Origin of the sequence: Nocardioides aromaticivorans (assembly GCF_013408525.1) — a bacterium.
Lineage (GTDB): Bacteria > Actinomycetota > Actinomycetes > Propionibacteriales > Nocardioidaceae > Nocardioides > Nocardioides aromaticivorans.
On sequence record NZ_JACBZM010000001.1, the window covers coordinates 4,312,405 to 4,335,232 of the forward strand.

At 72.4% G+C, this 22,828-nt stretch carries 19 protein-coding genes; 6 read left to right on the forward strand and 13 right to left on the reverse strand.

Annotated elements, in window-relative coordinates; all coding sequences use genetic code 11:
- Positions 1 to 12: 12 nt before the first annotated feature.
- Positions 13 to 846, reverse strand: a complete 834-nt coding sequence (locus BJ993_RS20670) for a hypothetical protein (RefSeq protein WP_179650943.1) — start codon at positions 844 to 846, stop codon at positions 13 to 15.
- A gap of 213 nt (positions 847 to 1,059) precedes the next feature.
- Here BJ993_RS20670 and BJ993_RS26675 point away from each other — a divergent pair, with 213 nt between their 5' ends.
- A complete protein-coding gene (locus BJ993_RS26675) occupies positions 1,060 to 2,859 on the forward strand; it encodes a M1 family metallopeptidase (RefSeq protein WP_179650945.1) in 1,800 nt (599 codons plus the stop codon).
- Between the two features lie 2 nt (positions 2,860 to 2,861).
- Here the strand turns inward: BJ993_RS26675 and BJ993_RS20680 are convergent, their stop codons facing one another.
- Complete coding sequence (locus BJ993_RS20680; protein WP_036542555.1) at positions 2,862 to 3,344, reverse strand: nuclear transport factor 2 family protein; 483 nt, start codon at positions 3,342 to 3,344, stop codon at positions 2,862 to 2,864.
- A gap of 68 nt (positions 3,345 to 3,412) precedes the next feature.
- Here BJ993_RS20680 and BJ993_RS20685 point away from each other — a divergent pair, with 68 nt between their 5' ends.
- The gene (locus BJ993_RS20685) at positions 3,413 to 3,766 is read left to right on the forward strand and encodes a TraR/DksA family transcriptional regulator (protein WP_179650947.1); all 354 of its coding nucleotides are present in this window, start codon (positions 3,413 to 3,415) and stop codon (positions 3,764 to 3,766) included.
- 49 nt (positions 3,767 to 3,815) lie between these two features.
- The gene (locus BJ993_RS20690) at positions 3,816 to 6,545 is read left to right on the forward strand and encodes an IPT/TIG domain-containing protein (protein ID WP_179650949.1); all 2,730 of its coding nucleotides are present in this window, start codon (positions 3,816 to 3,818) and stop codon (positions 6,543 to 6,545) included.
- Between the two features lie 15 nt (positions 6,546 to 6,560).
- Here BJ993_RS20690 and BJ993_RS20695 read toward each other — a convergent pair whose 3' ends face one another.
- The 7 genes from BJ993_RS20695 to BJ993_RS20725 form a co-directional block, all read right to left on the reverse strand.
- The gene (locus BJ993_RS20695; protein WP_308645657.1) at positions 6,561 to 8,270 is read right to left on the reverse strand and encodes a DEAD/DEAH box helicase; all 1,710 of its coding nucleotides are present in this window, start codon (positions 8,268 to 8,270) and stop codon (positions 6,561 to 6,563) included.
- Positions 8,271 to 8,273: 3 nt separating this feature from the next.
- Entirely contained in the window at positions 8,274 to 8,813 is a 540-nt protein-coding gene (locus BJ993_RS20700) for a GNAT family N-acetyltransferase (protein ID WP_179650951.1), read from the reverse strand.
- A gap of 9 nt (positions 8,814 to 8,822) precedes the next feature.
- The gene (locus BJ993_RS20705) at positions 8,823 to 9,980 is read right to left on the reverse strand and encodes an FAD-dependent monooxygenase (RefSeq protein ID WP_179650953.1); all 1,158 of its coding nucleotides are present in this window, start codon (positions 9,978 to 9,980) and stop codon (positions 8,823 to 8,825) included.
- Between the two features lie 30 nt (positions 9,981 to 10,010).
- Positions 10,011 to 10,466: a VOC family protein gene (locus BJ993_RS20710; protein WP_179650954.1), complete on the reverse strand. Its 456-nt coding sequence runs from the start codon at positions 10,464 to 10,466 to the stop codon at positions 10,011 to 10,013.
- 96 nt (positions 10,467 to 10,562) lie between these two features.
- Positions 10,563 to 11,195: a hypothetical protein gene (locus BJ993_RS20715; RefSeq protein ID WP_179650956.1), complete on the reverse strand. Its 633-nt coding sequence runs from the start codon at positions 11,193 to 11,195 to the stop codon at positions 10,563 to 10,565.
- A 78-nt stretch (positions 11,196 to 11,273) separates the two neighbouring features.
- Positions 11,274 to 12,548, reverse strand: a complete 1,275-nt coding sequence (locus tag BJ993_RS20720; protein ID WP_179650958.1) for an HNH endonuclease signature motif containing protein — start codon at positions 12,546 to 12,548, stop codon at positions 11,274 to 11,276.
- Between the two features lie 401 nt (positions 12,549 to 12,949).
- Positions 12,950 to 13,225 carry a hypothetical protein gene (locus tag BJ993_RS20725; protein WP_179650960.1) on the reverse strand — a complete coding sequence of 92 codons (276 nt, stop codon included), beginning with the start codon at positions 13,223 to 13,225 and terminating at the stop codon, positions 12,950 to 12,952.
- Positions 13,226 to 13,365: 140 nt separating this feature from the next.
- Between BJ993_RS20725 and BJ993_RS20730 the strand changes: the two genes are divergently transcribed.
- Positions 13,366 to 16,374: a PQQ-dependent sugar dehydrogenase gene (locus tag BJ993_RS20730; protein WP_179650962.1), complete on the forward strand. Its 3,009-nt coding sequence runs from the start codon at positions 13,366 to 13,368 to the stop codon at positions 16,372 to 16,374.
- On the opposite strand, the gene BJ993_RS20735 is transcribed toward BJ993_RS20730, so the two are convergent.
- A complete protein-coding gene (locus BJ993_RS20735) occupies positions 16,371 to 17,039 on the reverse strand; it encodes a suppressor of fused domain protein (protein WP_207010524.1) in 669 nt (222 codons plus the stop codon). The two genes, BJ993_RS20730 and BJ993_RS20735, sit on opposite strands and share 4 nt — an antisense overlap.
- A 25-nt stretch (positions 17,040 to 17,064) precedes the next feature.
- Positions 17,065 to 18,321 (reverse strand): class I adenylate-forming enzyme family protein, encoded by a 1,257-nt coding sequence (locus BJ993_RS20740; RefSeq protein WP_179650964.1) that lies wholly within the window; start codon positions 18,319 to 18,321, stop codon positions 17,065 to 17,067.
- A gap of 41 nt (positions 18,322 to 18,362) precedes the next feature.
- Here BJ993_RS20740 and BJ993_RS20745 point away from each other — a divergent pair, with 41 nt between their 5' ends.
- Together BJ993_RS20745 and coaE are read left to right on the forward strand one after the other, a co-directional pair.
- Positions 18,363 to 18,914, forward strand: coding sequence for a DUF937 domain-containing protein (locus tag BJ993_RS20745; RefSeq protein ID WP_179650966.1), 552 nt, complete (start codon positions 18,363 to 18,365; stop codon positions 18,912 to 18,914).
- Positions 18,911 to 19,504, forward strand: a complete 594-nt coding sequence (gene coaE / locus BJ993_RS20750) for a dephospho-CoA kinase (RefSeq protein ID WP_179650968.1) — start codon at positions 18,911 to 18,913, stop codon at positions 19,502 to 19,504. Before BJ993_RS20745 ends, coaE begins: the two co-directional genes overlap by 4 nt.
- On the opposite strand, the gene BJ993_RS20755 is transcribed toward coaE, so the two are convergent.
- Positions 19,505 to 20,482, reverse strand: coding sequence for a sigma-70 family RNA polymerase sigma factor (locus tag BJ993_RS20755; RefSeq protein ID WP_036542599.1), 978 nt, complete (start codon positions 20,480 to 20,482; stop codon positions 19,505 to 19,507).
- Between the two features lie 153 nt (positions 20,483 to 20,635).
- On the reverse strand, positions 20,636 to 22,825 hold the full coding sequence (locus BJ993_RS20760; RefSeq protein ID WP_179650970.1) for a S9 family peptidase: 2,190 nt from the start codon (positions 22,823 to 22,825) through the stop codon (positions 20,636 to 20,638).
- Positions 22,826 to 22,828: the final 3 nt, after the last annotated feature.

The following is a 22,828-nucleotide window of genomic DNA, read 5'->3' on the forward strand; positions in this document are numbered from 1 at the left end:
GACCCCGGGAGGTCAGGTGGTCGGCTCGCTCGCCTCGACGAGCGCCGCGGTCGCCAGCACGGTCCACTCCCGGTGCAGCGCGAGCCGCTCGACGGGATCGTCGACGAGTGGCGCGCCGAACGCGCCGGACCGGTCCTGCTGGGCGCACAGGAAGGTGACGGCGTCGCGAACGAGGCGCGGCGGCAGGTGGGGGAGACGGACCAGGCCACGCACCGCGACGGTGAACCAGGCCAGGTCGTAGTCCTCGACAGCGGTCCGACAGCCGGCGACGAGCTCGCACCCGGCGCGCTCGGCGTCCTCGGTCGCGAGCGGAGGTACGCCGCGGCGGCCCACGAGGTCGGCGACGAGCAGCCGCGAGCGGTCGCGGTCCGTGGCGTCGGCAGGCCGCTGGCGCAGGCCCGTCGGTGGCTCGGGGGCGGGCGACTCCTCGGCGAGGGCGGTCACCGCGACCAGGACGTCGTCGACGACATCGAGCCGGTGGGCCAGGTCAGCGGTCGCGACGGCGACATCGCGGGACGCCCCGCGCACGAGCTCCGCGTAGCCGGGATGCACCGCAGCCGCGGAGAGCAGCGCGCCGGCGGCCTCGTCGTCGCCCGCGGCGGCGTGGCCGCGCGCGGCCCACGAGAGCGAGCGCAGGTCGCCGGCGCCGTGGGCGGCCAGCCACCTGGCGGAGCCGTCCAGCACCGTCTCCGGTACGACGACGGGGCGGTCGTCGAGCGGCGCGGGCCCCGGGCGTGGGACCGTCCGGAACAGCAGGTCCTCGAGCGCCCCGACGATCGTCGTGTGGTAGGCCGTCGCCCACGATCCCCAGTCCGCGTCGGTCTCCGTGAGCCGGCGCGGGATCACGCCCGGCGGGCCCTCGAGGCGGCCAGGCGCGAGACGGGCATCTCCATGTTGACGAGCTCGCTGGACGACAGGAACTCGATCGCACGGCGAGCGGCGAGGTTGCGGGACTCGGGCATGCTGTTCACCTCCTCTCGGCCCTTGCAGCGGTGCTTGTCAGGAGGAGGCGCGGGCCACGGTTCCTGATACAGGAAGCTCGCCGACTAGGTTGGTCCGGTGCCCAGGTCATTCATCGCCGACCCCCACTCCCGTTCGCGTCCCAACGAGGTCGTGGTCCGCCACATCTCGCTCGACCTCGACGTCGACTTCTCGGCCCGCCGGGTGGGCGGCACCGCCGCCTTCGACCTCGAGCACCGCGACGCCGACGCCACGCAGCTGGTGCTCGACACCTGGCAGCTCGACGTCTCCGCGGTCCGTGGCGCGGACGGGGCCGACCTGCCCTTCGAGCTCGGTGCGCCCAACCCGGTCCTGGGCAGCGCGCTGACCATCGAGGTCGGCGCCGCCGACCGCGTCGTCGTCCACTACGCCACCAGCCCCGAGGCGCGGGCGATGCAGTGGCTCGAGCCGGAGCAGACCGCGTCCGGCAAGCCGTTCCTCTTCACCCAGGCGCAGCCGATCCTCGCCCGGACCTGGATCCCGTGCCAGGACAGCCCGGCGGTCCGGGTCACCTACGACGCCACCGTCCGGGTGCCGGCGGACCTGCTGGCCCTGATGAGCGCGGAGAACCCGGTCGAGCGCACCGACGGGACCTACCGCTTCTCGATGCCGCAGCCCGTGCCGTCGTACCTCATCGCGCTGGCGGTCGGCGACCTCGAGTTCCGTGAGCTCGGCGGCCGCAGCGGCGTGTACGCCGAGCCGTCGGTCGTCGACGGCGCAGCCTGGGAGTTCGCCGACACCGAGGCGATGATCGAGGCCGCCGAGCGGCTCTACGGCCCCTACCGCTGGGGCCGCTACGACATCCTCGTGCTGCCGCCGAGCTTCCCGTACGGCGGCATGGAGAACCCCCGCCTCACGTTCGCGACGCCGACGATCCTCGCCGGTGACCGGTCACTGGTGACCCTGATCGCGCACGAGCTGGCGCACTCGTGGTCGGGCAACCTGGTCACGAACTCGACGTGGAACGACATCTGGCTCAACGAGGGCTTCACCGTCTACTTCGAGACCCGCATCGACGAGGAGCTGTACGGCGGCCCGTACACCGACATGCTGCTGCGACTCGGTCGCCAGGACCTCGAGCGGGCGGTCACCGACGAGCAGCCGCGCGACACCTGGCTCGAGCTCGACATGGCCGGCCGCGACCCGGACGACGGGCCCACGAAGATCCCCTACGAGAAGGGCTCGCTGTTCCTGCGGCTCATCGAGGCGAAGGTCGGCCGCGCGCGCTTCGACGCGTTCCTGCGCTCCTACTTCGACACCTTCGCCTTCGAGTCGATGGACACCGCGACCTTCCTCGCCCACCTGCGGGCCGAGCTGCTGGGGCCGGCGGGCATCAGCGACGAGAACCTGCAGCTGGAGGCGTGGGTGCACGGCCCTGGCGTCCCGTCGAACGCACCGGTGTTCGCCTCCGACGCCTTCGACCGGGTGGACGAGCAGGTCGCCGCGCTCCTCGGTGGACCGGTCGACGGGGGAGTCGTCGCCGCGCTCGACACCGACGGCTGGGTGAGCCAGCAGTGGGTGCACTTCGTGCGGGCGCTGCCCGTCGACAGCCCGGCCGCGACGCTCGCGGCCGTCGACGAGGCCTTCGGGTTCAGCGGCAGCGGCAACATCGAGATCGCCACCGCGTGGCTCGAGCTGGCCGCCGAGTCCGGCTACGTGTTCGAGGCCCCCGCCGTCGACCGGGCGCTCGCCGACTTCCTCACCCGGCACGGTCGCGCGCTCTACATCCGGCGCGTGTACGAGAAGCTCGCCGGCAGCGAGCGCGGCCTGGCGCGGGCGCGGGAGATCTACGCGACCGCCCGGCCCTCGTACCACTCGGTGTCGCAGGCGGTCATCGACCGCATCGTCGGCAAGCCCTGAGGCTAGTGCTCGAGTGAGGGGTCCCAGCGGTTGGCGATGAGCTTGAAGCTGGGGGTGTCGTCGAGCGAGGTCAGTGCCTCGTAGATGCGCTCGTACTGCGTCGACGCGATCCGCCAGGCGCCGTCGGCGTCGCGGCGGTAGGTGTCGCGGTAGTAGCCGGCCCCGCGGATCTGGACCTTGAAGTCGGGGACGATGACGGTGTCCTCGAACGCCCACGACCCGGAGGCGGTGTCGCCGTCGACCTCGATCTCGGGGTGGTTGGCGATGTGGACGGTGATGGTCCCGCCGCTGAGGTTCTTCTCCATGAAGGCCACGACGTCGGCACGGTTGTCGTAGTGCAGCGGCTCGCCCATCGCCTGGGTGCCGTAGCGGGCGGTGACGTCCTCGGCGAGGCAGTCGCCGAACTCCTCCCACTGCTTGAGGTCGAGCGTGCGGAAGTAGCGGTGCTTGAGGCGCTTGATCTCCTCGATCGCGGCAAGGTCCATGGACGCAGCCTAGAACGCGTTCTAGTTCTGGTCGAGGGAATGTCCCACTCGACTGGCACCATGACGGGATGGACCGGGTGCGGGAGCTGCTGGAGGCCGAGCGTGACGAGGCCGTACGACGCCTCGCCGGCCTGACCGGCCAGTTCGACGAGGTCGTCGCCGCGTCCCGCGACACCAACGCCGACGACGAGCACGACCCCGAGGGCGCGACGATCGCCTTCGAGCGCTCCCAGCTGGCGGCGCTCGGCGCCCAGGTCAGGGAGCGACTGGCCGAGGTCGACGCGGCCCTCGAGCGGCTGGCGGCGGGGACCTACGGCGTGTGCGAGGTGTGCGGCCAGCCGATCGCCGAGGGCCGGCTCGAGGTGCGCCCCACCGCACGGACCTGTGTCGGGTGTATCAGCGCTCGCGCACCGCGCTCCTGACAGTGAGGGCCCCGTAGACGACGGGACCCCACCCCTCCCAGGAGTCGTCATGTCAGAAATCCTCCATCGCCGGAAGCCGCTCGACCTGATCCCGCTCGAGCTCGCCGAGAGGCCGCTGCGCCTCAAGGAGTGGCTGGACAAGCACCTCCACACCATCGTCGGGCCGTCCATCTCCGGGATCTCGCCCGGGTCCGGCCCCCGCGGCACCATCCTCACGATCACCGGTGGGCCGTTCTCCACCACCCGGTGGGAGAACGACGTGAAGGTCGGCGGTGCTGCCGCCTTCGTCCTCGCGGCGACGGCGACCGAGCTGAAGGTGCTGGTGCCGCCCGACGCCGACACCGGCCCGGTCGAGGTCACGGTCGCCGCAGGGACGGCGACCTCGGCCGCGCCCTTCACGATCACCGGCTACCCGGTGCCGGGCGACGACACCACCGACGGCCCGCCCGTCGTCACCACGGGCGTGACGCCGACGCCCGGCGCGGGCGACGTACCGGCCAAGGGCACGATCAAGGTGCTGGTCGTGATGCTCCAGCCCAACGACACCGCGCCCGCCAACCCGGCGGCGACCCGCAGTGCCGTCGACACCAAGTGGGGCACGGTGCGGACCTTCTACGACCAGGCGAGCTATGGCCAGACGGTGGTCACCACGGCGCTGACCAACTTCGCGACCCTCGACGGCACGCTCAACGACTTCGTCGACAGCTCGCCGAGCGTCCAGAACTTCCGGTCCAACCAGCTCGGCCGGATCGCCGCGATCGGTGCGCGAGCCGCCGTCGACCAGGGGCTGAACCTCAACGACTACCAGATGATCGCGTTCGTGACGTTCACCAACGGCACCTTCGTGCGGGCCTGGGGAGGCGGGGCGCAGAGCACCTTCTCCTACGACAACGGGCTGCCCGCCGGCGACCCGAACCGGATCTCGATCAACCTGACGACCAACAACGCGATCAACACGCTGTTCATCAACGACCAGGCCGACTGGGGGCGCTTCGCGCACGAGTTCGGGCACAACATCGTGTCCGCGCCGACGAGCACCGGCGACGGCACGGGCACGCTGGGGGAGGACGTGTACGGCTCCGACCTCGTCGATCCCGGCGCGGCCACGGCGTCGGCCTTCGAGATGATGGGCAACCACGACAGCCACCCGCTGTTCTCCGGCTACCACCTCGACAAGCTCGGCTACTACAAGCCGGCCAACGTCCGCGAGCTGGTCTGGGACCACAACGCCAACGCCTTCACCATCGACGTGGTCGCGCACGGCCTCACCGAGGACAACGACCCGAACCGCGTGCACCTGGTCAAGATCAAGGTCTCCGACGCGCTCTCGTACTACGTCCAGGTGCGCCAGCGCCCCGGCACCACGGCCCAGGTGTACGACGACAACATCCCCTTCGGGGCATCGGCCAACCAGGGTGGCGTCGTGGTGACGCGCGCCATCGCGGGCGTGATGAACAACAACCAGCAGACCCGGTTCATCACCTTGATGCACGGCCCCGACGTCCTGCTCAAGGACCAGTTCGCCGAGGACCCCGCCCGCGCCCTGAAGATCACCGTGCTCGACGACAACGTCCAGGCCCGGCCGCTGGTGTGCCGGGTGCGCGTCGAGTGGGCGCAGAACATCTCCGACGACCCGAACGGCTCCTTCGACCTGAAGGTGGAGCCCTGGGGATCGGACTACACCTCGCCCGACATCTGGGTCGACCGCGACCCGTTCGGGTCGTTCGACAACGCCCTCGACAGTCAGGGCCGGCCGCTCGGCAACGGCGACAAGCCGCGGGTCAACAAGGTCAACAAGTTCGTGTCTCGGGTGCACGTCTCGGGCGCGACCGGTGCCACCAACGTCAAGGTGACGCAGTACGCCGTCTCGCCGCCCGGTGTGGGCGACAACGGCAACTGGTCGCCGATCGGCATCACCACGGTCCCGTCGATCTCCGCCAACGGCTCGGCCGACGTCACCTGCAACTGGGTGCCGGTCGTGGGCAAGCACACCTGCCTGAAGGCCTACGCCTCCGCCCAGCTGGGGGAGATCAGCGGGCACAACAACTCCGCGCAGGAGAATGTCGCCGACTTCATCACCGGCGGCGGCAGCCCGTGCGAGCCGGTGCTGGTGCGTACGGCGATCCGCAACCCGGTCGACGAGCGTCGGGCCGTGCAGGTCTCCCTCACCGGGGTGCCGGAGGGGTGGATGGCGCAGGTTCCCTTCGCCTGGGTCTGGCTCGACGGCCTGGCCGAGAAGGAGATCGACGTGGCGATCTGGCCGACCGACGACCTGGCGGCGTACGAGATCGGCAACCTGCGCCGCGACGACGAGAAGCGCGACGACCACCGCAAGTACGTCGGCCTCGCGCCGGTGCGGGTCCGGGGCCAGGTGGAGCGCACCTACCCGGTCAGCGTGATGCCGAGCGGTGACGGTGCGGCGTCGCGGTTCTACCCGATCGGCGGCGTGTTCTACCGCGTGCACGTGCGACGCCGGGCCGAGATCAAGATGGAGGTCGGGCACGACAAGGAGCTCGGCGAGTTCGGGTACGCCGTGCACGGCTGGGTCCGGCCCGCGGTGGGCGACCAGCGGATCGTCATCGACGTGAGCGAGCCGGGTGGTCGTGACGTGCTGAACCTGGTGACGCTGACCCAGCCGGACGGCTCCTTCGAGGTGAGCTTCGACCTGAGGGACGCCGTCGACCGGTTCGGGCCGGGCGCCTACGCGGTGCAGTCGTTCATCTTCGACGCCGACGAGCTCGACGACGCGGAGTCGAACGTGATCCAGCTGTCCGTCTGACGAGGCTGAGCGGCCCTACTCCTCGGTCAGGGCTGTCGACGGAAGCCAGTCCGCGCCGAGGAGGAGGGCGAGGTCGGCAAGGCCGGTGGTGTCGCTTCCGACGGTGTCGGAAGCCGCGGCGATCCGCTCCACCATCACCTTGCCGACCTGCTCCTCGACCGTGCCCTCGGCGTAGGCGATGTGCCACGGCGAGACCTGGTGGTCGCGGTGGGTGCGACCGGTGACCTGCCGTCCGGCGATGCCCGAGAAGCGGGCCTGGTGGAAGACACCGACCCGCGGCTCGGTGCTCGCGCGGCGGCCGTCGGCGAGCGTCTCGCCCGCGTGCAGGCTGATCGAGGCGACGGTGGTGAAGACGCACACCTTCGCCTCGCCGGTCTGGAAGCGCAGCCGCTCGGCCTCGGCGTCGAACCGGTCGCGACCGTAGATCGTGGCCACCTCGATCCCGGAGTCGCGCAGCCGGTCGGCGATCGGGTCGGCCGCCGTCGCGACGAACTCGACCGAGCACGCCACCTGCCGCTCGGCCTGGACCTGCTGCGCGATCCAGTCGACCGTGGAGTCGACGCGGATCAGCCCCGCCTTCTGGCGGAAGCGCAGCAGGGCGGCCCGGCCCTTCGCGACGTTGCGGCCGCGGCGCGCGATGTCCATCTCGCGGCAGAACTCTCCCCACTCGGCCTCGTACGCCGCCCGCTCGGCGGGGGTCAGGGTCACGGGCATGCCGGAGATCGGCACGGGGCCCCACGGGGCGGCGCGGTGCAGCATGGCCGGTGGACGCTCGTCGGCGAGCCAGCCGCGCACCAGCTTGAGGTCGGCGGCACGCTGCGCCGCGTCGGCGGTCCAGGTGGCGCCGTACCGGCCCTGCTCGACGCCGACGCCGTGACGCTCGAGGGCAGCCGCGAAGGCGGCGCCCGGCTGGGTCGCAGACGCCCACTCCTTCATCGGCTCGCCCAGCACCTGCGCGTACGCCGGCGCGAGGTACGGGAGCTCCAGCGGCGTGTGGCCGGGCGTCGCGGTCGTCGCGATGACGAAGGGTGCCTTGTCGTGCGGCTTGCCGTGCCCGGAGATCCGCGCCCAGAGCTTCCACCGCTTCGTCGTCGTACGACGCAGGGCGTGGGCCTCGTCGGCGATGATCACGTCCCAGGTGTGGTCCTTCACCTTCTCCAGACGGTCCCAGGTGATGACCACCCACTCGAGGCCGCCGTCGCCGAGCGCGGTGATGGTGCGGCACCAGTGGCCGATCGTGATCGCGGCCGGCCGGTCGGCGACGACGAGGACCCGTCGCGCGCCCCGGAGGTCGCCGACGGCGATCGCGCCGAGGACCGCGGAGATCGTCTTGCCGACACCGGGCTCGTCGGCCAGCAGGAACATCCGTCCGCCCGCCTCCGCCCGCGCCGCGATGGCGTCGGCCGCCTCGAACTGGATCCGCCGGGGCTCGAGGGGGTCCGTCGGCTCAGGGACGGGCGCCGGGTCGCCGGGGTTGAGGGTGTTCTCGATGAACCTGCCGAGCGTGTGCGGCCCCGGCGCGTAGGGCGCCAGGTGCGCGGGGAGCGCCCGGCCGGCGTACAGGTGCGTCCGGACCGCCGGGTGCCAGCTGGCGCCGTCGACCTGGGTGCCGTAGGGGACGTCGAGCACCCACAGGCGCTCGCCCGGACCGGTGAACGGGAGCGGTCGCTCGGACGGGCGCGACCCGCTGCGGCGCCGGCCGCGGGAGCGTCGCGGAGCGGCCACTCCTCAGAGCCCCTTCTCTAGCAGGGTGAACTCGAGGTCGTCGCGGCGGGGGACACCGAACCGCTCGTCGCCGTACGGGAAGGGGGAGCGGCGGCCGGTGTCGGTGTAGCCGCGCCGCTCGTAGAACGCGATCAGGTCGGTGCGCTGGCGGATCACGGTCATCTCCATGACGCTGCACCCCCAGCGGGTGCGGGCCAGCTCCTCGGCGTACGCCATCACCTGCCCGCCGATCCCGCCGCCCTGGCGGGCCGGGTCGACGGCGAACATGCCGAAGTAGCAGCGCGCCCCGCGGCGCTGCACGTGGCAGCAGGCCGCCAGTGCGCCTCGGCCAGCTCCAGGGTGCTCGGCGAGCACCACCACGCTGTCGGGGGCCGCGATCGAGCCGCGGACGGCGTCCGGGTCGGTCCGCTGGCCGTCGAGGAGGTCGGCCTCGGTGGTCCAGCCGACCCGGCTGGCATCGCCGCGGTAGGCGGACTCGACCAGCGCCACGATCGCGTCGACGTCGTCGGTGGTGGCGGCGCGGAACGTGGGGAGCCCGGTCATGGGGGGATCCTAGGGATACTCCGGGAGCTCGGGCCCGTTGACGGCGCGCTCGACCAAGGCGGTCATCGCCTCCATGTCGAGGTCCTCCGGAGCGGGGCCGGAGCCGGTGAGCATGTCCACGTGCATCCGGCCGATCTCCTGGTTGGCGTCGACGTAGTCACGCATCCGCTCCCGGTAGGCCGCGAACCCGGCCTCGGCGTCCCAACCCGCGGCGGCCAGCTCGCCGGCGAGGAGGTAGGCGCCGACCAGCGCGAGCCCGGTGCCCGCGCCGGACATGGGCGACGCGCTGAAGGCGGCGTCGCCCAGCAGGCCGACGCGGCCGCGCGACCAGTCGTCCATCACGACCTGGGCGACCTGGTCGAGGTAGAAGTCCGGGGAGTCGTCGACGTGGGCGAGGATGCGCGGCGTCTCCCAACCGAAGCCGGTCATCTGCTCGCGCAGGAGCTGCTTCTGGGCCGCGACGTCGCGGTGGTCGATCGCGAAGTCGGCGGCCGGGAAGGACAGCATCGCGATCGCCCTGGACGGGTCGGGGACGGGACGCAGGCCGGCCCACCGCCCGGCCTCCTGGTGGTCGTACATCCAGCCGTCGAGCCCGAACTCGTTCGGCACCGTGAAGAAAGCCAACACCAGCCCGAGGTGGCGGACGAACTCCTCCCGCGGCCCGAACACCATCTCGCGCAGCGCCGAGTGCAGGCCGTCGGCGCCGATCACGAGCTCGAAGCGACGCCGGACGCCGCTGGCGAGGACGACGTCGACGCCGTCCTCGTCCTGGGTGAGCCCGGCGATGCGGTCGCCGAAGAGGTACTCGGCGTGCGGGCTCGTGTCGTCGTACAGGATCTGCGCGAGGTCGCCGCGCAGGATCTCGATCTCGGACACGTAGCCGTCGCCGCCGTCGTCCTCGGCGCGGAAGGTCTCCAGCACGTTGCCGTCGGCGTCGACCGAGTACGCGCCCTGCGTGTTCGTGCACGCCGCCCGCACGGTCGCGTCGAGGCCCATCCGGCGGATGACCTCCTTGGCCACGCCGCGCGCGTCCACCGCCTGTCCGCCCGGCCGCAGCCCCGGCGCCTGCTCCACCACGGTCACGTTCGCGCCCCGGCGGTGCAGCCAGTGGGCCAGCGCCGGGCCCGCGATGCTCGCGCCCGACACCAGCACGTTGATCTCAGTCATGCCGGATACGACACCCGGTCGCGTGGTTTCTCATCGGTCCCCGGTCTGCTGGACCCGTTCGGCGACCGCGACGACGATCCCGTCCGGGCCGCGCACGTAGGCCATCAGCCAGCTGCCCTCGTACTCACCGATCCCGCCGACCAGCCCGTACCCGTCCTCCGCGAGCCTCGCGACCAGCTCCCGGAGGCCACTGACCTCGAAGCACACGTTGCGCAGCCCGAGCTCGTTCGCCATCGCGGCGGGGGAGCCCGCGGTGTGCTCCGGTCGGACGTACGCCGCCAGCTCGATCGCCGTCCCGCCGCCGACGGGCCGCAGCATCACCACCTCCACCCGCGAGTCCGGGATGCCGCTCACGGTGTCGAGGAACTCGCCCTCCACGAACGTGCGGCCCTCGACCTCCAGTCCGAGGCTGGTGAAGAAGGCCGTCGCGGCGTCGAGGTCGCTGACGGTGATGCCGACGTGGTCGAACTGCTGGAGCTGGAACATGGGAGCCATCCTTCATCGGTGGGGTGCTGAAGGGGAGACGGAGCGGTCGGCGGGTTCTCGACATCGGTCGGGCTGCGGGCTGGCAGCGCCAGCTGTTCAGTCCGCCGAAACGTAGCCCTTGACCGTCACGGTCGCGTCCGAGACCTCGCTCCCGAAGGTGCCGTCGATCCGAACCTCCAAGCGGGGCTCCGGATCGCACGACGCGCTGATCACCTCGATCTGGCCGGTGGCCTGCTCCTCGGCGGAGGAGAGCTCGACCTCTTTGCCCACCTCGGTGATGAAGCCGACAAGGAACGTCTTCTCGTTGCCCCATTCCTCGACATGAGGAAGGTCGAGCGTCTCCCTGCCGGTGGTGTCCGCGGCCTCGATCAGCATCGCGGGCTCCGTGGGTACGGTCGGTCCACCCGGGCCGCGGTTGAAGTCCCATCCGGAGGTAGCGCTGACGATCTGCGCGTCGGGCTGGTCGTCCTCGCTCGGCCGGCAGGTCACCGTGAAGTCCGTGAACTCGACCTTCATGCCGCCTGCCGCGGTTGCGACGATGCCGGTCTCCTGTGGCTTGTCGTCCTTGCCCGCTCCCGCCGCGTCGTCCGCGGTGTCGCTGCAGGACGTGACGAGAGCGGTGATGGCTGCGAGAGCGGCGACGGGCCGTGCGATGGTCATCCGCCGACCGTAGGTGGTTGCCCATCGTCGCGCGGGGATTCGGATGGTTCGCGGCGAAAAGGCGGGCACGGGCCCATGGCGCGCGGGCCCTGTCGGCTCGTCGGCAGGTGCGAGCGCACGGTCCGGGTCGGGCAGCCCCGACTCGTGTCAGGCGGTGAGGTCGCAGACGATGACGTCGCGGGTGTAGTGGTCGGGGCGTGGTGGAGTCCGGTCCCGCCGGGTGGCGGTGACTCGTCGTGTTCCGGTCTGGTCGACCAGGTAGTGGGCCCCGTGTGGGTCTCGCCAGATGACGATCCCGGGGAAGGGTTGTCGGACCTCCCAGCCGGCGTGGGTCTTGATCCGGTGGTGAGTCCTCGTCAACGGCCCCAGGTTGTCGGTCGAGGTGGTGCCGCCCTCGGCGTAGGGGATCTGGTGGTCCAGGTCGACCTTGCGGGACAGGTTCGCGGCGAAGGGGAAGGTGTCGCCGGGGTGGATGAGGTGCACGGCCTCGCGGAGCCGGTGCGGGATCTCGTAGGCGTCGACGGCGGCGCCCTGGTTGAGGTCGATGACCGGCTGGACCTTGACGCAGCTCGCGTAGTGGGCGACGAGGTGGCGGACGTACTCGATCGTGAGCGGGCCGTGGCCCTCCATCCGTGCGATGGCGGAGTCGGGGGTGCAGTGCAGGACGATCTCGACCTTGGGCTTCACCGGCCCCACGCTCAGGTCGACGTGGGCCTGAGGGTTGGTCAGGAGAGCGAGGGCGGCGACGCGGCGCTCGTTCTTGGTGGCGTCGGGCATCTGGTCCTCGAGCCCTTTGGCCACGGCTGTGACGCCGGCGTTGGAGCCGAGGATGAGGGCCGCGTCGGTGTGGAACGTCAGGGTGGCCTTGCCGTGCTTGTTGATCCGTGAGACCCGGACGTAGTTGTCCTTCGCAGCAGCCTCTTCCTTGGCTCGGGCGAGCTCGGGGGACGCGGCGGCGACCTTGCCCTCCACGATGGCTTCGAACCGGGTCCAGGCCAGCCGGCCGTCGGCGATCTCGACGACCTCGGCGTCCACCCACCCGGCCTCCTCAGCCGACAGCTCACGCGTCGCGTCGGCGACATGACGCGCATGCGTGGACCGCACTTTCCCGGCTTGGACGCCGGCCCAGAGCTTGGGGAGGCGGTGGACGAGGTCGACCGCGTCCGCAATGAGCCTCTTCGCGCCGTACGGTGACGTCTGGATGCGGGCGCCGAAGGTCGCCGCGGCGTGCTCGGTGATCCGCGGCGTACCCACGGCACCAGCAGGCTTGGCCCGCTCACGTCCGCGACGGTCCGACGCCGGCAGGGCGTCGGGCGAGTGCAGGACTGCCCATTGGTAGGCGGCTTCGAGGATCGCTCGTTCCGCAGTCAGCCGTGCTGCGTGTTGGTTCTCGGCGAACGACAGCACAGCGTCGGCGGACATGTCCGCGAGCTGGTGGTGTCTGTCCCGAGTGGCCATACGTGTATTGGATCACGGAGGACCGACACAACCGGTTGGCGCGGGACTTGCCTGTGCACAACGGCGCGCCCGCCGGGCGTTGTGGACGACCAGTGGCGCAAGGAGTCACTCGCGGAGCTGCCGGACCGCACCCGACAACCGGAACCCAGCCCCGCTCCCACCGCCCTCGTCGCTGCGCTTGAAGACCCGACCGTGGACAAACCGCAGGGCACAGCGGGTGCACCGGAGCCAGAGGTCTCGTGACGGTCGCTGCGCGACCTCCTCGACCACCGGGTCGCTGCGCGACCTCCTCGACCACCGGCGACCTCCTCGACCACCCCTCGACCACCGGAGCGGCTGCGCGCGCGGACCTCAACCCCGTCAGGTCAGTGGAACAGCCCGCGGTGCCGGGCGATCTCCCGCCGGGCCGCCGCGATCTGCCGCCGCTCGATCCGCTCGTCCTGTCGTGCCCGCACCGCCGAGGGAGCCTCGCGCAGGGCCGCCAGCGCCGGGAGCCAGAAGCCCGACAGCAGGGCGACGGCGAGGGGGAGCAGCCACCAGCCGCGCTCGTCGCGCGTCACGATGACGATGACCATGAGCAGGGCGACGAGGCCCCACCTGGACTGGTGGAGGCGGGTGCTGACGGTGTCCCAGGGCCTCACCCCTCCATCGTGCCCCCGTCGAGGGTGGCTCGTGGTTGGTTTCGAGGAGTCGGGACCGGACGGTCAGAGGTGCCGGGACCAAGGTCCCCCGGAGAGCCAACCGCGCCCGGCCGCGGGGAGACCGGTGCGAGCGTGGGCGGGTGCTCTCGCGTGTGAGGGGCGCGGTCGTCGCGCTCGTGCTCTGCCTGCCGCTGGCGTGCGTCCTCGCCACCGGACCGGCCCATGCCGTCACGCCGTCGCTCACCGTCACGCCGACGGCGCCCGTCGTCGGCGACACCGTGCAGGTGACGACCACCCTGCCGACCCGGGTACGACGCCCGGTGCAGCTGCAGCGGGCCAGCGGAGGCCGGTGGGTGACCCTCACCCGCGCCTGGAGTACGACGACCGGCCGGGCCACCTTCCGGAGCAGGCTCACCGAGTCCCGGACCTCGCTGCGGGTCCTCGCGCCGTCGTACCGCACCGGCGGACGACGACTCCCGGCGGTCGCCACCCGGAGCACCACGGTCACGGCCGCGACCGAGACGGTCACGCTGGCCACCCGGATCGTCGCCGGGAAGGCGGAGGCGCGGATCACCGCGTCGCACCTGCTCGCCGGACGGCCGGTCCAGCTGCAGGCCCGCACGGCCACCGGCTGGACCGCGGTCGCCGCCGGCACGGCCACCACCTCGCGCCTCGTCGTCCTCACCGCGGCGCTCGCCACAACGCAGGGCAGGGACCTGCGGGCCGTCCTCCCCGCCCACGCCGGCCGGGCCACCGTCGTCTCCCCGGTGCAACAGCCGCCCACCCTCGCGGTCACCACCACGCCCGACGGTGACGACGTCCGCATCGACGCCGCGACCACCGGGACGGTGCGCGAGGTCCGCTTCTTCGCCGACGGGGTGCTGCTCGCGAAGGACTCCACGGCGCCGTACACGACGACGTGGACGCCGCGGGTGGGCCGGCACGACGTGGTCGCCCGGGCGATCGGTCCGCTCGACAGCGTGCTCAGCCCCGCGACCGACGTCGTGACCGCGGCGGCGCCGGTCACCGCCGACAGCGGGGTGGCGGAGGGGTACGCGATCGAGGTGGTGCAGGACGGCTTCGAGCTGCCGACGAGTGCGGCGGCCCTGCCCACGGGTGGCGTGCTCGTCACCGAGAAGGCCGGCGTGGTCAGGGCCGTCGAGCCGGGGGAGGACGGCTGGTCGCTCCCGCGCGAGGTCCTCGACCTGCGCGACGAGGTGCACGACGGCGGGGACGCGGGCCTGATCGGCATCGCTGCCGACCCGGGCTTCGCCGACAACGGGTTCGTCTACCTCTCCTACGTCCGCGACGACGGTGAGGAGGGTGACGAGGGCGCCGGCGTGCGGCGCACGCAGCAGGTCGTCCGCTACACGTGGGACGACGACGTCCTCGACCCCGACAGCCGCCACGTCGTGCTCGGCGGGGTCACCGGTCCCGCCTGCTCGGCGGACGACGGGATCCGCACGCCCGGCTGCCTCCCGCTCCTCGGCGAGGCCCACACCATCGGCGACCTCGGGTTCGACGGCGAGGGCAACCTGCTCGTCGGCGTCGGCGACGGGTCCCTCTACTACACCGCCGACGGCCTGGCCGGTCGCCCCGAGACACTGCGCGCGCAGGACCCGGACGTGCTCGCCGGCAAGGTGCTCCGCGTCGACCCGGCCACCGGGGAGGGCGTCCCCGGCAACCCGTGGTACGACGGCGACGGCACCACGAACGCCTCCCGGGTCCTCGCGCTCGGGCTCCGCAACCCGTTCCGGTTCACCGTCCACGACGGCCACCTCGTCATCGGCGACGTCGGCGAGGGCGCGAGCGAGGAGGTCGACGTCGTCGAGCTCCACGACCTCACTCCGGCGGGCGGTCCGGCGAACTTCGGCTGGCCGTGCCGGGAGGGGGACGCGGACACCGCGCTCGGCGACGTGACGGACGACGAGAGCCCCTGGCACGCGTGCGCGGCGATCCGCGACGAGCCGGCGACCCGCGGGCCGTCGTACTCCTATCCGCACACGGGCGCCGGTGGCTCGATCTCCGGCGGCGTCTTCCTCGACTCGGAGGCCTACCCGGCGGCGATGCGCGGCCGGTACCTCTTCGGCGACTACGCGCAGGGCTTCCTCCGCACGGCCGAGGTGGCGCACGGCGGCGCGGTCTCCGACCCGGCCCTGCTCGCCGATGCGAGCGCCGCCGCCGGACCGGTCAAGCTCCTCACCGGCCCGGACGGACTGGTGTGGACCGTGTCGATCACCACCGGCGCGCTGCGGCGGATCCGCTGGACCGGCGCCCAGCAGGCCGACCAGTGCCCGGTGGGCACCTTCCGTCGTACCTTCCACGACCTCGACGGCCCGGACTCGCCCTTCGACGACGAGGTCCCCGAGGGTCCGTACAGCTGGCTGCTCCCGTACGCCGCCGTCCAGCTCCCGCCGCAGCCGCTGGCCGCCCCGACCTGCGAGCCCGGGATCCGGCTCGCGACGGACGGCTCGCCCTGGCTGCCGGACGAGCAGGAGGACACGAGGGCCCATCCCGGCGACCGGTTCGGCACCGCGTGGCGCGGCCGCGTCGACCTGGACGCCGGCACCTGGCGGTTCACGGTCGAGGGCAGCGAGTGGGTGCGGCTGTGGGTCGACGACCAGGTGGTGCACGACTTCTGGTCCAACCCGTTCTGGCAGCTCCAGCACCGCCAGCACGACGTCGTGCTCGGCCCCGGACAGCACGTCGTCCGGGCCGAGCTGGTGCACGGCGACGAGACCGACGCCGAGGCCGAGGTGACCTGGACCCGCGTGGGCGGACCACCCGTGGTCGAGCTGCGCGCGCCCGTCAACGGCGTGGTCGCCGTCGACGGCACGGTCCCGTGGGAGATCGAGGTCGCCGACCCCGACGGCGACCTGCCCGCCGAGCTCGCGGCCCGGACCCGCCTCGAGGTCGACTTCCTCCACTACACGGGCAACGGCACCGACGGGGGCTTCCACGCCCACCCGTCGTCCCGCATCGACGGCCAGCTCACCGGCACGCTGCCGGTCAGCGACGTCCACGCACCCGGCGCCGGCGTGGTGCGCCTCCGGGCCAGCGTCACCGACGCCAGCGGAGCCCGCTCGGTCAGTGCGCCGGTCTACGTCTGCTTCCCCGGCGGCGCGGTCGGACCGTGCGCTGAGCGCTAGACGTAGGTCTTCGTCCGCGCGAGGTCGGTGACGAGGTTCGGGTTGTCGTCCGCCGCGATCCGCTCGGCGAGCTCGCGCGCCCGGTCCGGGCCGCCCTCGGCCATCCAGTCGAACTCGCCCTGCGTCACGCCCACCAGCTGCAGGAAGTCGACGCGCCCGTGCACCGTGTCGATCCCCGGCACCTCGGTGTCCGGTACGACGAGGTAGCTGGTGAGCTGCGTGTCGCTGCCCACCCGCAGCGGGTTCGCGCCGCCGCCGACGAACTGCCACGGCTCGAACCAGCGCCTCGACGTCGCTGTGTAGCGCGCGAGCGCGCCGAGCGAGCCGGCTGCCCAGTGGCAGTCGTCCGGGTCGTCGGCGCGCAGCTTGATGGTCAGCTCGTAGCCCCAGCCGCTGTGCTCGGCGCCGAAGGACTCCTCGTCGACGTACAGATTCGAGATGCCGTAGGTGACCAGGTGCTGGTAGCCGCCCGGGCTCGGGAAGAAGCTGACCCCGTCGAGGTGCTCAGGCCCGCCGAACATCGCGCGGACCGGCATCAGCGTCGCGAGGTGCGCCGGCTCGACGCCCGGGTAGAGGGCGGCGAAGGCCTCGTCGATCGCGTCCCAGCCCGGCGACCAGTCGTCCTGGGCGGCGGCGCGGGCGAGGTACTCCTCCTTGGTCATCATGCGCCCGATCATCACAGGCAGGTGGTCACCGCTCGCCCAGTTCGCGTCGCAGCACCTTCCCCGTCAGCGTCCGCGGCAGCGCGTCCAGGAACTGCCACGTCTTCGGCCGCTTCGGCGGGGCCAGGTGCTCGCGTGCGTACGCCGCCAGCTCCGCCTCGCTCGCCGTGCCGACCACCGCGGCGCAGACCCGCTGGCCCCAGGCGGGGTCCGGGACGCCGTACACGGCGACCTCGGTGACGCCGGGGCACTCCTCGAGGACCTGCTCGACCTCGGTCGGGTAGACGTTGACGCCGCCGCTGATGACCAGGTCGACCCGGCGGCCGTCGAGGAAGACGTAGCCGTCGTCGTCGATCCGGCCGAGGTCGCCGACGGTGAACGCCGGACCGTCGGGAGTCTCGCGCCACGCCTCGGCGGTCTTGTCCGGCGCGCCGTAGTAGGTGAACCGGGCGAAGCCGGGGACCACGCACCACAGCGTTCCGTCGGGATCGACCGTCATCGTGCGGCCGGGACGGGCGCGCCCGACGGTGCCCGGCCGCTCGAGCCACTCCTCGCTGCGGCAGGCCGTGAACTGGCCCTCGGTCGAGCCGTAGAACTCCCACGTCGAGCCGGCCGGGAAGAGCTCGACGATCCGCCGCTTCACGTCGGTCGGGCACGGGGCGCCGGCGTGCGCCACGAGCCGGAAGGACGACAGGTCCGGGACACCGACGGCCTCCCAGTGGCTGATCAGCCGCTGCAGGTGCGTCGGGACGCAGAACATCGTGGTCGGCCGCTCCCGCTCGATCGCCTCCGTCACCGCCGCCGGCTCGAAGGGTCCGGGGATGACGACCCGGCCGCCGGCGAGCCGGGTGCCGAGCGCGAAGCGCAGGGGAGCGGAGTGGTAGAGCGGGCTCAGCACGAGGTTGACGTCGTCGGGACCGAAGCCCCACAACTCACGCTCCTCGGCCCACAGTGCCTCGGCGTCCGCCGGCGACAGCAGCCCCGAGAAGACACCCTTCGGGACCCCGGTGGTGCCGCTCGTGCAGTGCATCGGCCGGCCCAGCGGCAGCCCCGGCGGCGGGAGTACGGCGAGCAGGTCGGTCAGCTGGGCCTCCGACGTCACGACCACGGTGGGGTCGAGGCCGGCCAGGACCCGGGTCCGCTCGGTCTCGGTGAGCCGCGGGTCGAGGGGGATCGGGAACACGCCGGCGGTGAGCAGGCGGTGCACCGCGTCGACGTACGCGTGGGAGCCGGGCACCAGCAGGGCGACCCGGTCGCCGGCGGCTAGGGTGACGACGTCGTTCATCGAGCGGCATCATCGCAGGCACCACCTCCGAAAGGCGCGCCATGTCCGACGTCGACGACCTCCTCGGCCAGCTCCCGTTCGACCAGATCGCCGACGAGCTGGGCGTCACGCCCGACCAGGCCCGCGCGGCCTCGGCCCAGGCCCTGCCCGCCCTGCTGCACGGACTGGCCGCGAACGCCGACGACGAGGCCGGCGCCGCCTCCATCGGTGAGGCGCTCGGTCAGCACGCGCCCCTGCAGGGGACCGCCGACCTCGGCCGGGTCGACACCGCCGACGGCGCGAAGATCGTCGGCCACGTCTTCGGCGACAACGCCGACGCGGTCGTCGACCAGCTCGCCGGCACGCAGCAGGCCGCCGGCCTCTCGCCCGACCTGACCCGCAAGCTGCTCTCGATCCTCGCCCCGATCGTGCTGTCCTACCTCGCCGGCAAGCTCACCGGAAAGCTCGGCGGGAAGGCGGGCGGCATCGGGGCCACCGTGCTGCAGGAGATCCTCAAGGGCAGCCTCGGCGGTGGCTCCGCCGACAAGGGCGGCTCCGCGGGCGACATCCTCGGCGACCTGCTGGGCGGCCTGCTCGGCCGCGGCCGCCGGTGAGGGTCGGCCTGACCGGGGGCATCGCCTCCGGCAAGAGCACCGTCTCCTCGATCCTGCGCGAGCTCGGCGCGGTCGTCATCGACGCCGACCAGCTCGCCCGTGAGGTCGTCGCCAAGGGAACGCCCGGCCTCGCCGAGGTGGTCGAGGCGTTCGGCCCCGACATCCTCACCGAGGACGGCCACCTCGACCGGCCGAAGATGGGCGGCATCGTCTTCAACGACGAGCCCCTGCGCCGCAAGCTCGAGGCGATCGTGCACCCCCGGGTCTTCGAGCTGTACGCCGCCCTGGAGGCGAGCGCACCGGTCGGCGGGATCGTCGTCCACGACATCCCGCTGCTCGTGGAGTCGGGCCGTGCCGAGGAGTTCGACGCCGTGGTCGTCGTCGACGTGCCCGACGAGGTGCAGGTCGAGCGGATGGCGCGCGACCGGGGCATGAGCGAGGAGGACGCCCGCGCCCGGATCGCCGCCCAGGCGACCCGGGAGCAGCGGCGCGCCGTGGCGACGTACGTCATCGACAACACCGGGACGCGCGAAGACCTCCGCCACCAGGTGACGGAGGTCTTCGCGGAGCTGCGGAACGCGGCGGTCTGATCAGGCGGCCGAGCCGGAGGCCAGGTCCGGGTCGCCGAGGCGGCGCAGCTTCTGCAGCGCCTCCCGCTCGAGCTGGCGCACCCGCTCGGCCGAGATGCCGTGCTTGACGCCGATGTCGGCGAGCTTGTGCTGGCGGCCGTCGGTGAGGCCGTAGCGCGAGCGGATGATGTCGGCCGCGCGCGGGTCGAGCTGGTCGACCAGGCTGTTGAGCCGGTCGCGGGCCTCCACGTCGAGCACGGTCAGGTCCGGGCCGGGCGCGGTCTCCTGCGCCATGAGGTCGCCGAGCGAGGTGTCGCCGTCCTCGTCGACCGGGGTGTCGAGGCTGACGTGCTCGCGGCCCCAGGCCATCAGGTCGAGCACCCGCTCCACCTCGATGCCGAGCTCGGCGGCGATCTCCTCCGGCTCCGGGTCACGGCCCAGCTGGCGCTCGAGGGTACGACGCGCGCCGCCGACCTGGTTGAGCTCCTCGACGACGTGCACGGGCAGGCGCACGACGCGGGCCTGCTGCGCGATGCCGCGCGTGATGGCCTGGCGCACCCACCACGTGGCGTAGGTGGAGAACTTGTAGCCCTTCGCGTAGTCGAACTTCTCGACCGCGCGGATCAGGCCGGTGTTGCCCTCCTGGATCAGGTCCAGCATGGGCATCTGGGCCCGGCCGTACTTGCGGGCGATCGACACGACCAGCCGCAGGTTGGCGTTGATGAACTCCGTGACGGCCTTGCGGCCCTCCTCGGCGATCCACTCGAGCTCCTCGCGGGTCGCCTGCTTCGGGGCGCCGCCCTTCTTGCGACCCACCCGACCCTCGGCGAGGAGGTGCTCGGCCAGCAGGCCGGCCTCGATGGTCTTGGCGAGCTCGACCTCGCGGGCTGCGTCCAGCAGGGGGGTCCGCGCGATCTCGTCGAGGTAGAGGCCGACGCTGTCGCGTCCCTCGATCTCCCGACCGGTGTTGCGCGTCCTGTTCGCAGTTGCCGTGGCCATTGCGTCCCTCCTTCAGCACGGATGTCGGACATCCGTACGGGTGTTCCAACACCAGGGGTCGGTCCCGGATTCCCGGGTCTTGGTGTTGCTCTATCCGCAATGACGTCCGGCAGTCCCCGTTAGTTGCCCGAAAAGGGGAATCTCAGGCAGTTCTCAAGAAAGGATCTCTGCGTCGGCCAGGCCGAGCCGGTCGAGGATCCACGCCAGGCTGAACGCACGGTCCTCCCAGGCGCGGTAGCGCCCGGACACCCCGCCGTGCCCCGCCGCCATCTCGGTGCGCAGCAGCACGTCCGCGTGCGGCGCCCGGTCGCGCAGGCGGGCGACCCACTTGGCGGGCTCGACGTAGAGGACCCGGGTGTCGTTGAGCGACGTCTCGGCCAGGATCGGCGGGTAGGGGAGGTCGGCGACGTTCTCGTAGGGGGCGTAGCCGGCGATCCGCTCGTAGGCCACCGGGTCGGCGGACGGGTTGCCCCACTCGTCGTACTCGGGGACGGTCAGGGGGAGCGTGGCGTCGAGCATCGTGGTGAGGGTGTCGACGAACGGTACGCCGGCGACGAACCCGCCGAACGCCTCCGGCGCCTGGTTGGCGACGGCCCCGATGAGCAGGCCGCCGGCGCTGGCGCCCTCGCCGACGATGCGCTCGGGCGTGGTCCAGCCGGTCTCGACGAGGTGGCGCGCGGCCGCGATGAAGTCGTCGAAGGTGTGCTGCTTGTGCTCGAGCTTGCCGTCGTCGTACCAGCGGCGGCCCATCTCTCCGCCGCCGCGGATGTGCGCGATGGCGAAGGCGGCGCCCCGGTCCAGGGTCGAGAGCCGGGCGACGGAGAAGTAGGGGTCCATCGAGGCCTCGTAGGCGCCGTAGCCGTAGAGGTGGACGGGCACCGGTTCGGTGCCCGACTCGCCGCGCACGCCCTTGCGCACGACCAGCGAGATCGGGACCTCGACGCCGCCGGTGGACGGCGCCCAGAGGCGGTGCTCCTCGTAGTCGTCGGGGTCGTAGCCGCCGAGGACCGGGGCCTGCTTGCGCAGCACGAGCTCGCCGGTGCGCAGGTCGTGGTCGTAGACCGCCGACGGGCGGGCGAGGCTGCCCATGCCGACCCGGATGGTCGGCTGCTCCCACGCCGGGTTGTTGCCGGCGCCGACGGTCGCGAGCTCGCCGGGGAACTCCACGAACCGGTCCGCGGCGATCGGCGCCGCGGGATCGTCGGAGAGGGTGAGCACCCGGACCTGGCTGCTGCCGTTGCTGCGCTGCTGCACCACGAGGTGGTCGGCGAAGGCGTCGACGTCCTCGAGCCGGACGGCGGGATCGTGGGGGAGGAGTGGCACCCATCCGGAGGCCGGGGTGGGGACGGCGGGGGCGAGGCCGAGCTCGAACTCGGGGCCGTTCGCGTTGTGCAGCACGAGGAAGTGGTCCTGGCCGCCGATGACCGCGTGCTCCAGCGAGTACTCGACGCCGTCGGTGCGAGCGGCGAACAGCTGCGGCTGCGCGTGCGGGTCGGTGGCGTCGAGGACGTGGAACTCGGAGGTGGTCTTCGAGCTCGCCGCGACCACGACGTAGCGGCGGCTGCGGGTGCGGCCGACCCCGACGAAGTAGCGGCCATCGGGCTCGTGGAAGACCAGCTCGTCGTCGGCCTGGGCGGTGCCGAGCCGGTGCCGCCAGACCTTGTCGGGACGCCAGGCCTCGTCGACGGTCGTGTAGTAGAAGTGGTCGGCCGCGCCGGACTCCGGCGCCGCGCCCCAGGTGACGCCGCCCATCACGTCGGTGAGCACGTCCTCGTGCAGCTCGCGGGTCGCGAGGTCGAGCACGCGGACGGTGTAGCGCTCGTCGCCGACGACGTCGGTCGCGTAGGCGAGCAGCCGGTCGTCGGGGCTCACCGAGGAGCCGCCGAGGGAGAAGAACTCGTGGCCCTCGGCCAGCTCGTCGAGGTCGAGCAGCGTCTCCTCGCCGGGCAGCGCGGGCTGGTCCGGCCTCGCGTCGGCCGCAGGCTGCGGGGGAGTCCAGTCGTCCGGGTCGGTCACCGGGACGCGGCACGTGGCGCCGTACTGGCGGCCCTCGAAGGAGCGCCCGTAGTACCAGTACCCGCGCACGCGGGTCGGCACGGAGAGGTCGGTCTCGAGGGTGCGGGCCTTGATCTCGTCGAAGATCCGGCCGCGGAGGTCGGCGAGGTGGGCCGTGCGCGCCTGGGTCCAGGCGTTCTCGGCCTCGAGGTAGGCGATCACCTCGGGGTCGTCCTTCGCCCGCAGCCACTCGTACTCGTCGGTGCGGGTGTGGCCGTGCAGCGTCGTGGTGACGGGGCGCTGGTCGGCACGGGGCGGGACGGACGGTGCGGACGGTGCATCGGACATGCG

Bases quoted from the DNA above. Each gene is read 5' to 3' on its own strand.
- BJ993_RS20755 (WP_036542599.1), bottom strand. From the start codon at position 20,482: ATGGCCACGGCAACTGCGAACAGGACGCGCAACACCGGTCGGGAGATC.
- BJ993_RS20685 (WP_179650947.1), top strand. From the start codon at position 3,413: ATGGACCGGGTGCGGGAGCTGCTGGAGGCCGAGCGTGACGAGGCCGTA.
- BJ993_RS20760 (WP_179650970.1), bottom strand. From the start codon at position 22,825: ATGTCCGATGCACCGTCCGCACCGTCCGTCCCGCCCCGTGCCGACCAG.
- BJ993_RS20705 (WP_179650953.1), bottom strand. From the start codon at position 9,980: ATGACTGAGATCAACGTGCTGGTGTCGGGCGCGAGCATCGCGGGCCCG.
- BJ993_RS20740 (WP_179650964.1), bottom strand. From the start codon at position 18,321: ATGAACGACGTCGTCACCCTAGCCGCCGGCGACCGGGTCGCCCTGCTG.
- BJ993_RS20720 (WP_179650958.1), bottom strand. From the start codon at position 12,548: ATGTCCGCCGACGCTGTGCTGTCGTTCGCCGAGAACCAACACGCAGCA.
- BJ993_RS20700 (WP_179650951.1), bottom strand. From the start codon at position 8,813: ATGACCGGGCTCCCCACGTTCCGCGCCGCCACCACCGACGACGTCGAC.
- BJ993_RS20745 (WP_179650966.1), top strand. From the start codon at position 18,363: ATGTCCGACGTCGACGACCTCCTCGGCCAGCTCCCGTTCGACCAGATC.
- BJ993_RS20710 (WP_179650954.1), bottom strand. From the start codon at position 10,466: ATGTTCCAGCTCCAGCAGTTCGACCACGTCGGCATCACCGTCAGCGAC.
- BJ993_RS20680 (WP_036542555.1), bottom strand. From the start codon at position 3,344: ATGGACCTTGCCGCGATCGAGGAGATCAAGCGCCTCAAGCACCGCTAC.
- BJ993_RS20690 (WP_179650949.1), top strand. From the start codon at position 3,816: ATGTCAGAAATCCTCCATCGCCGGAAGCCGCTCGACCTGATCCCGCTC.
- BJ993_RS20735 (WP_207010524.1), bottom strand. From the start codon at position 17,039: ATGATGACCAAGGAGGAGTACCTCGCCCGCGCCGCCGCCCAGGACGAC.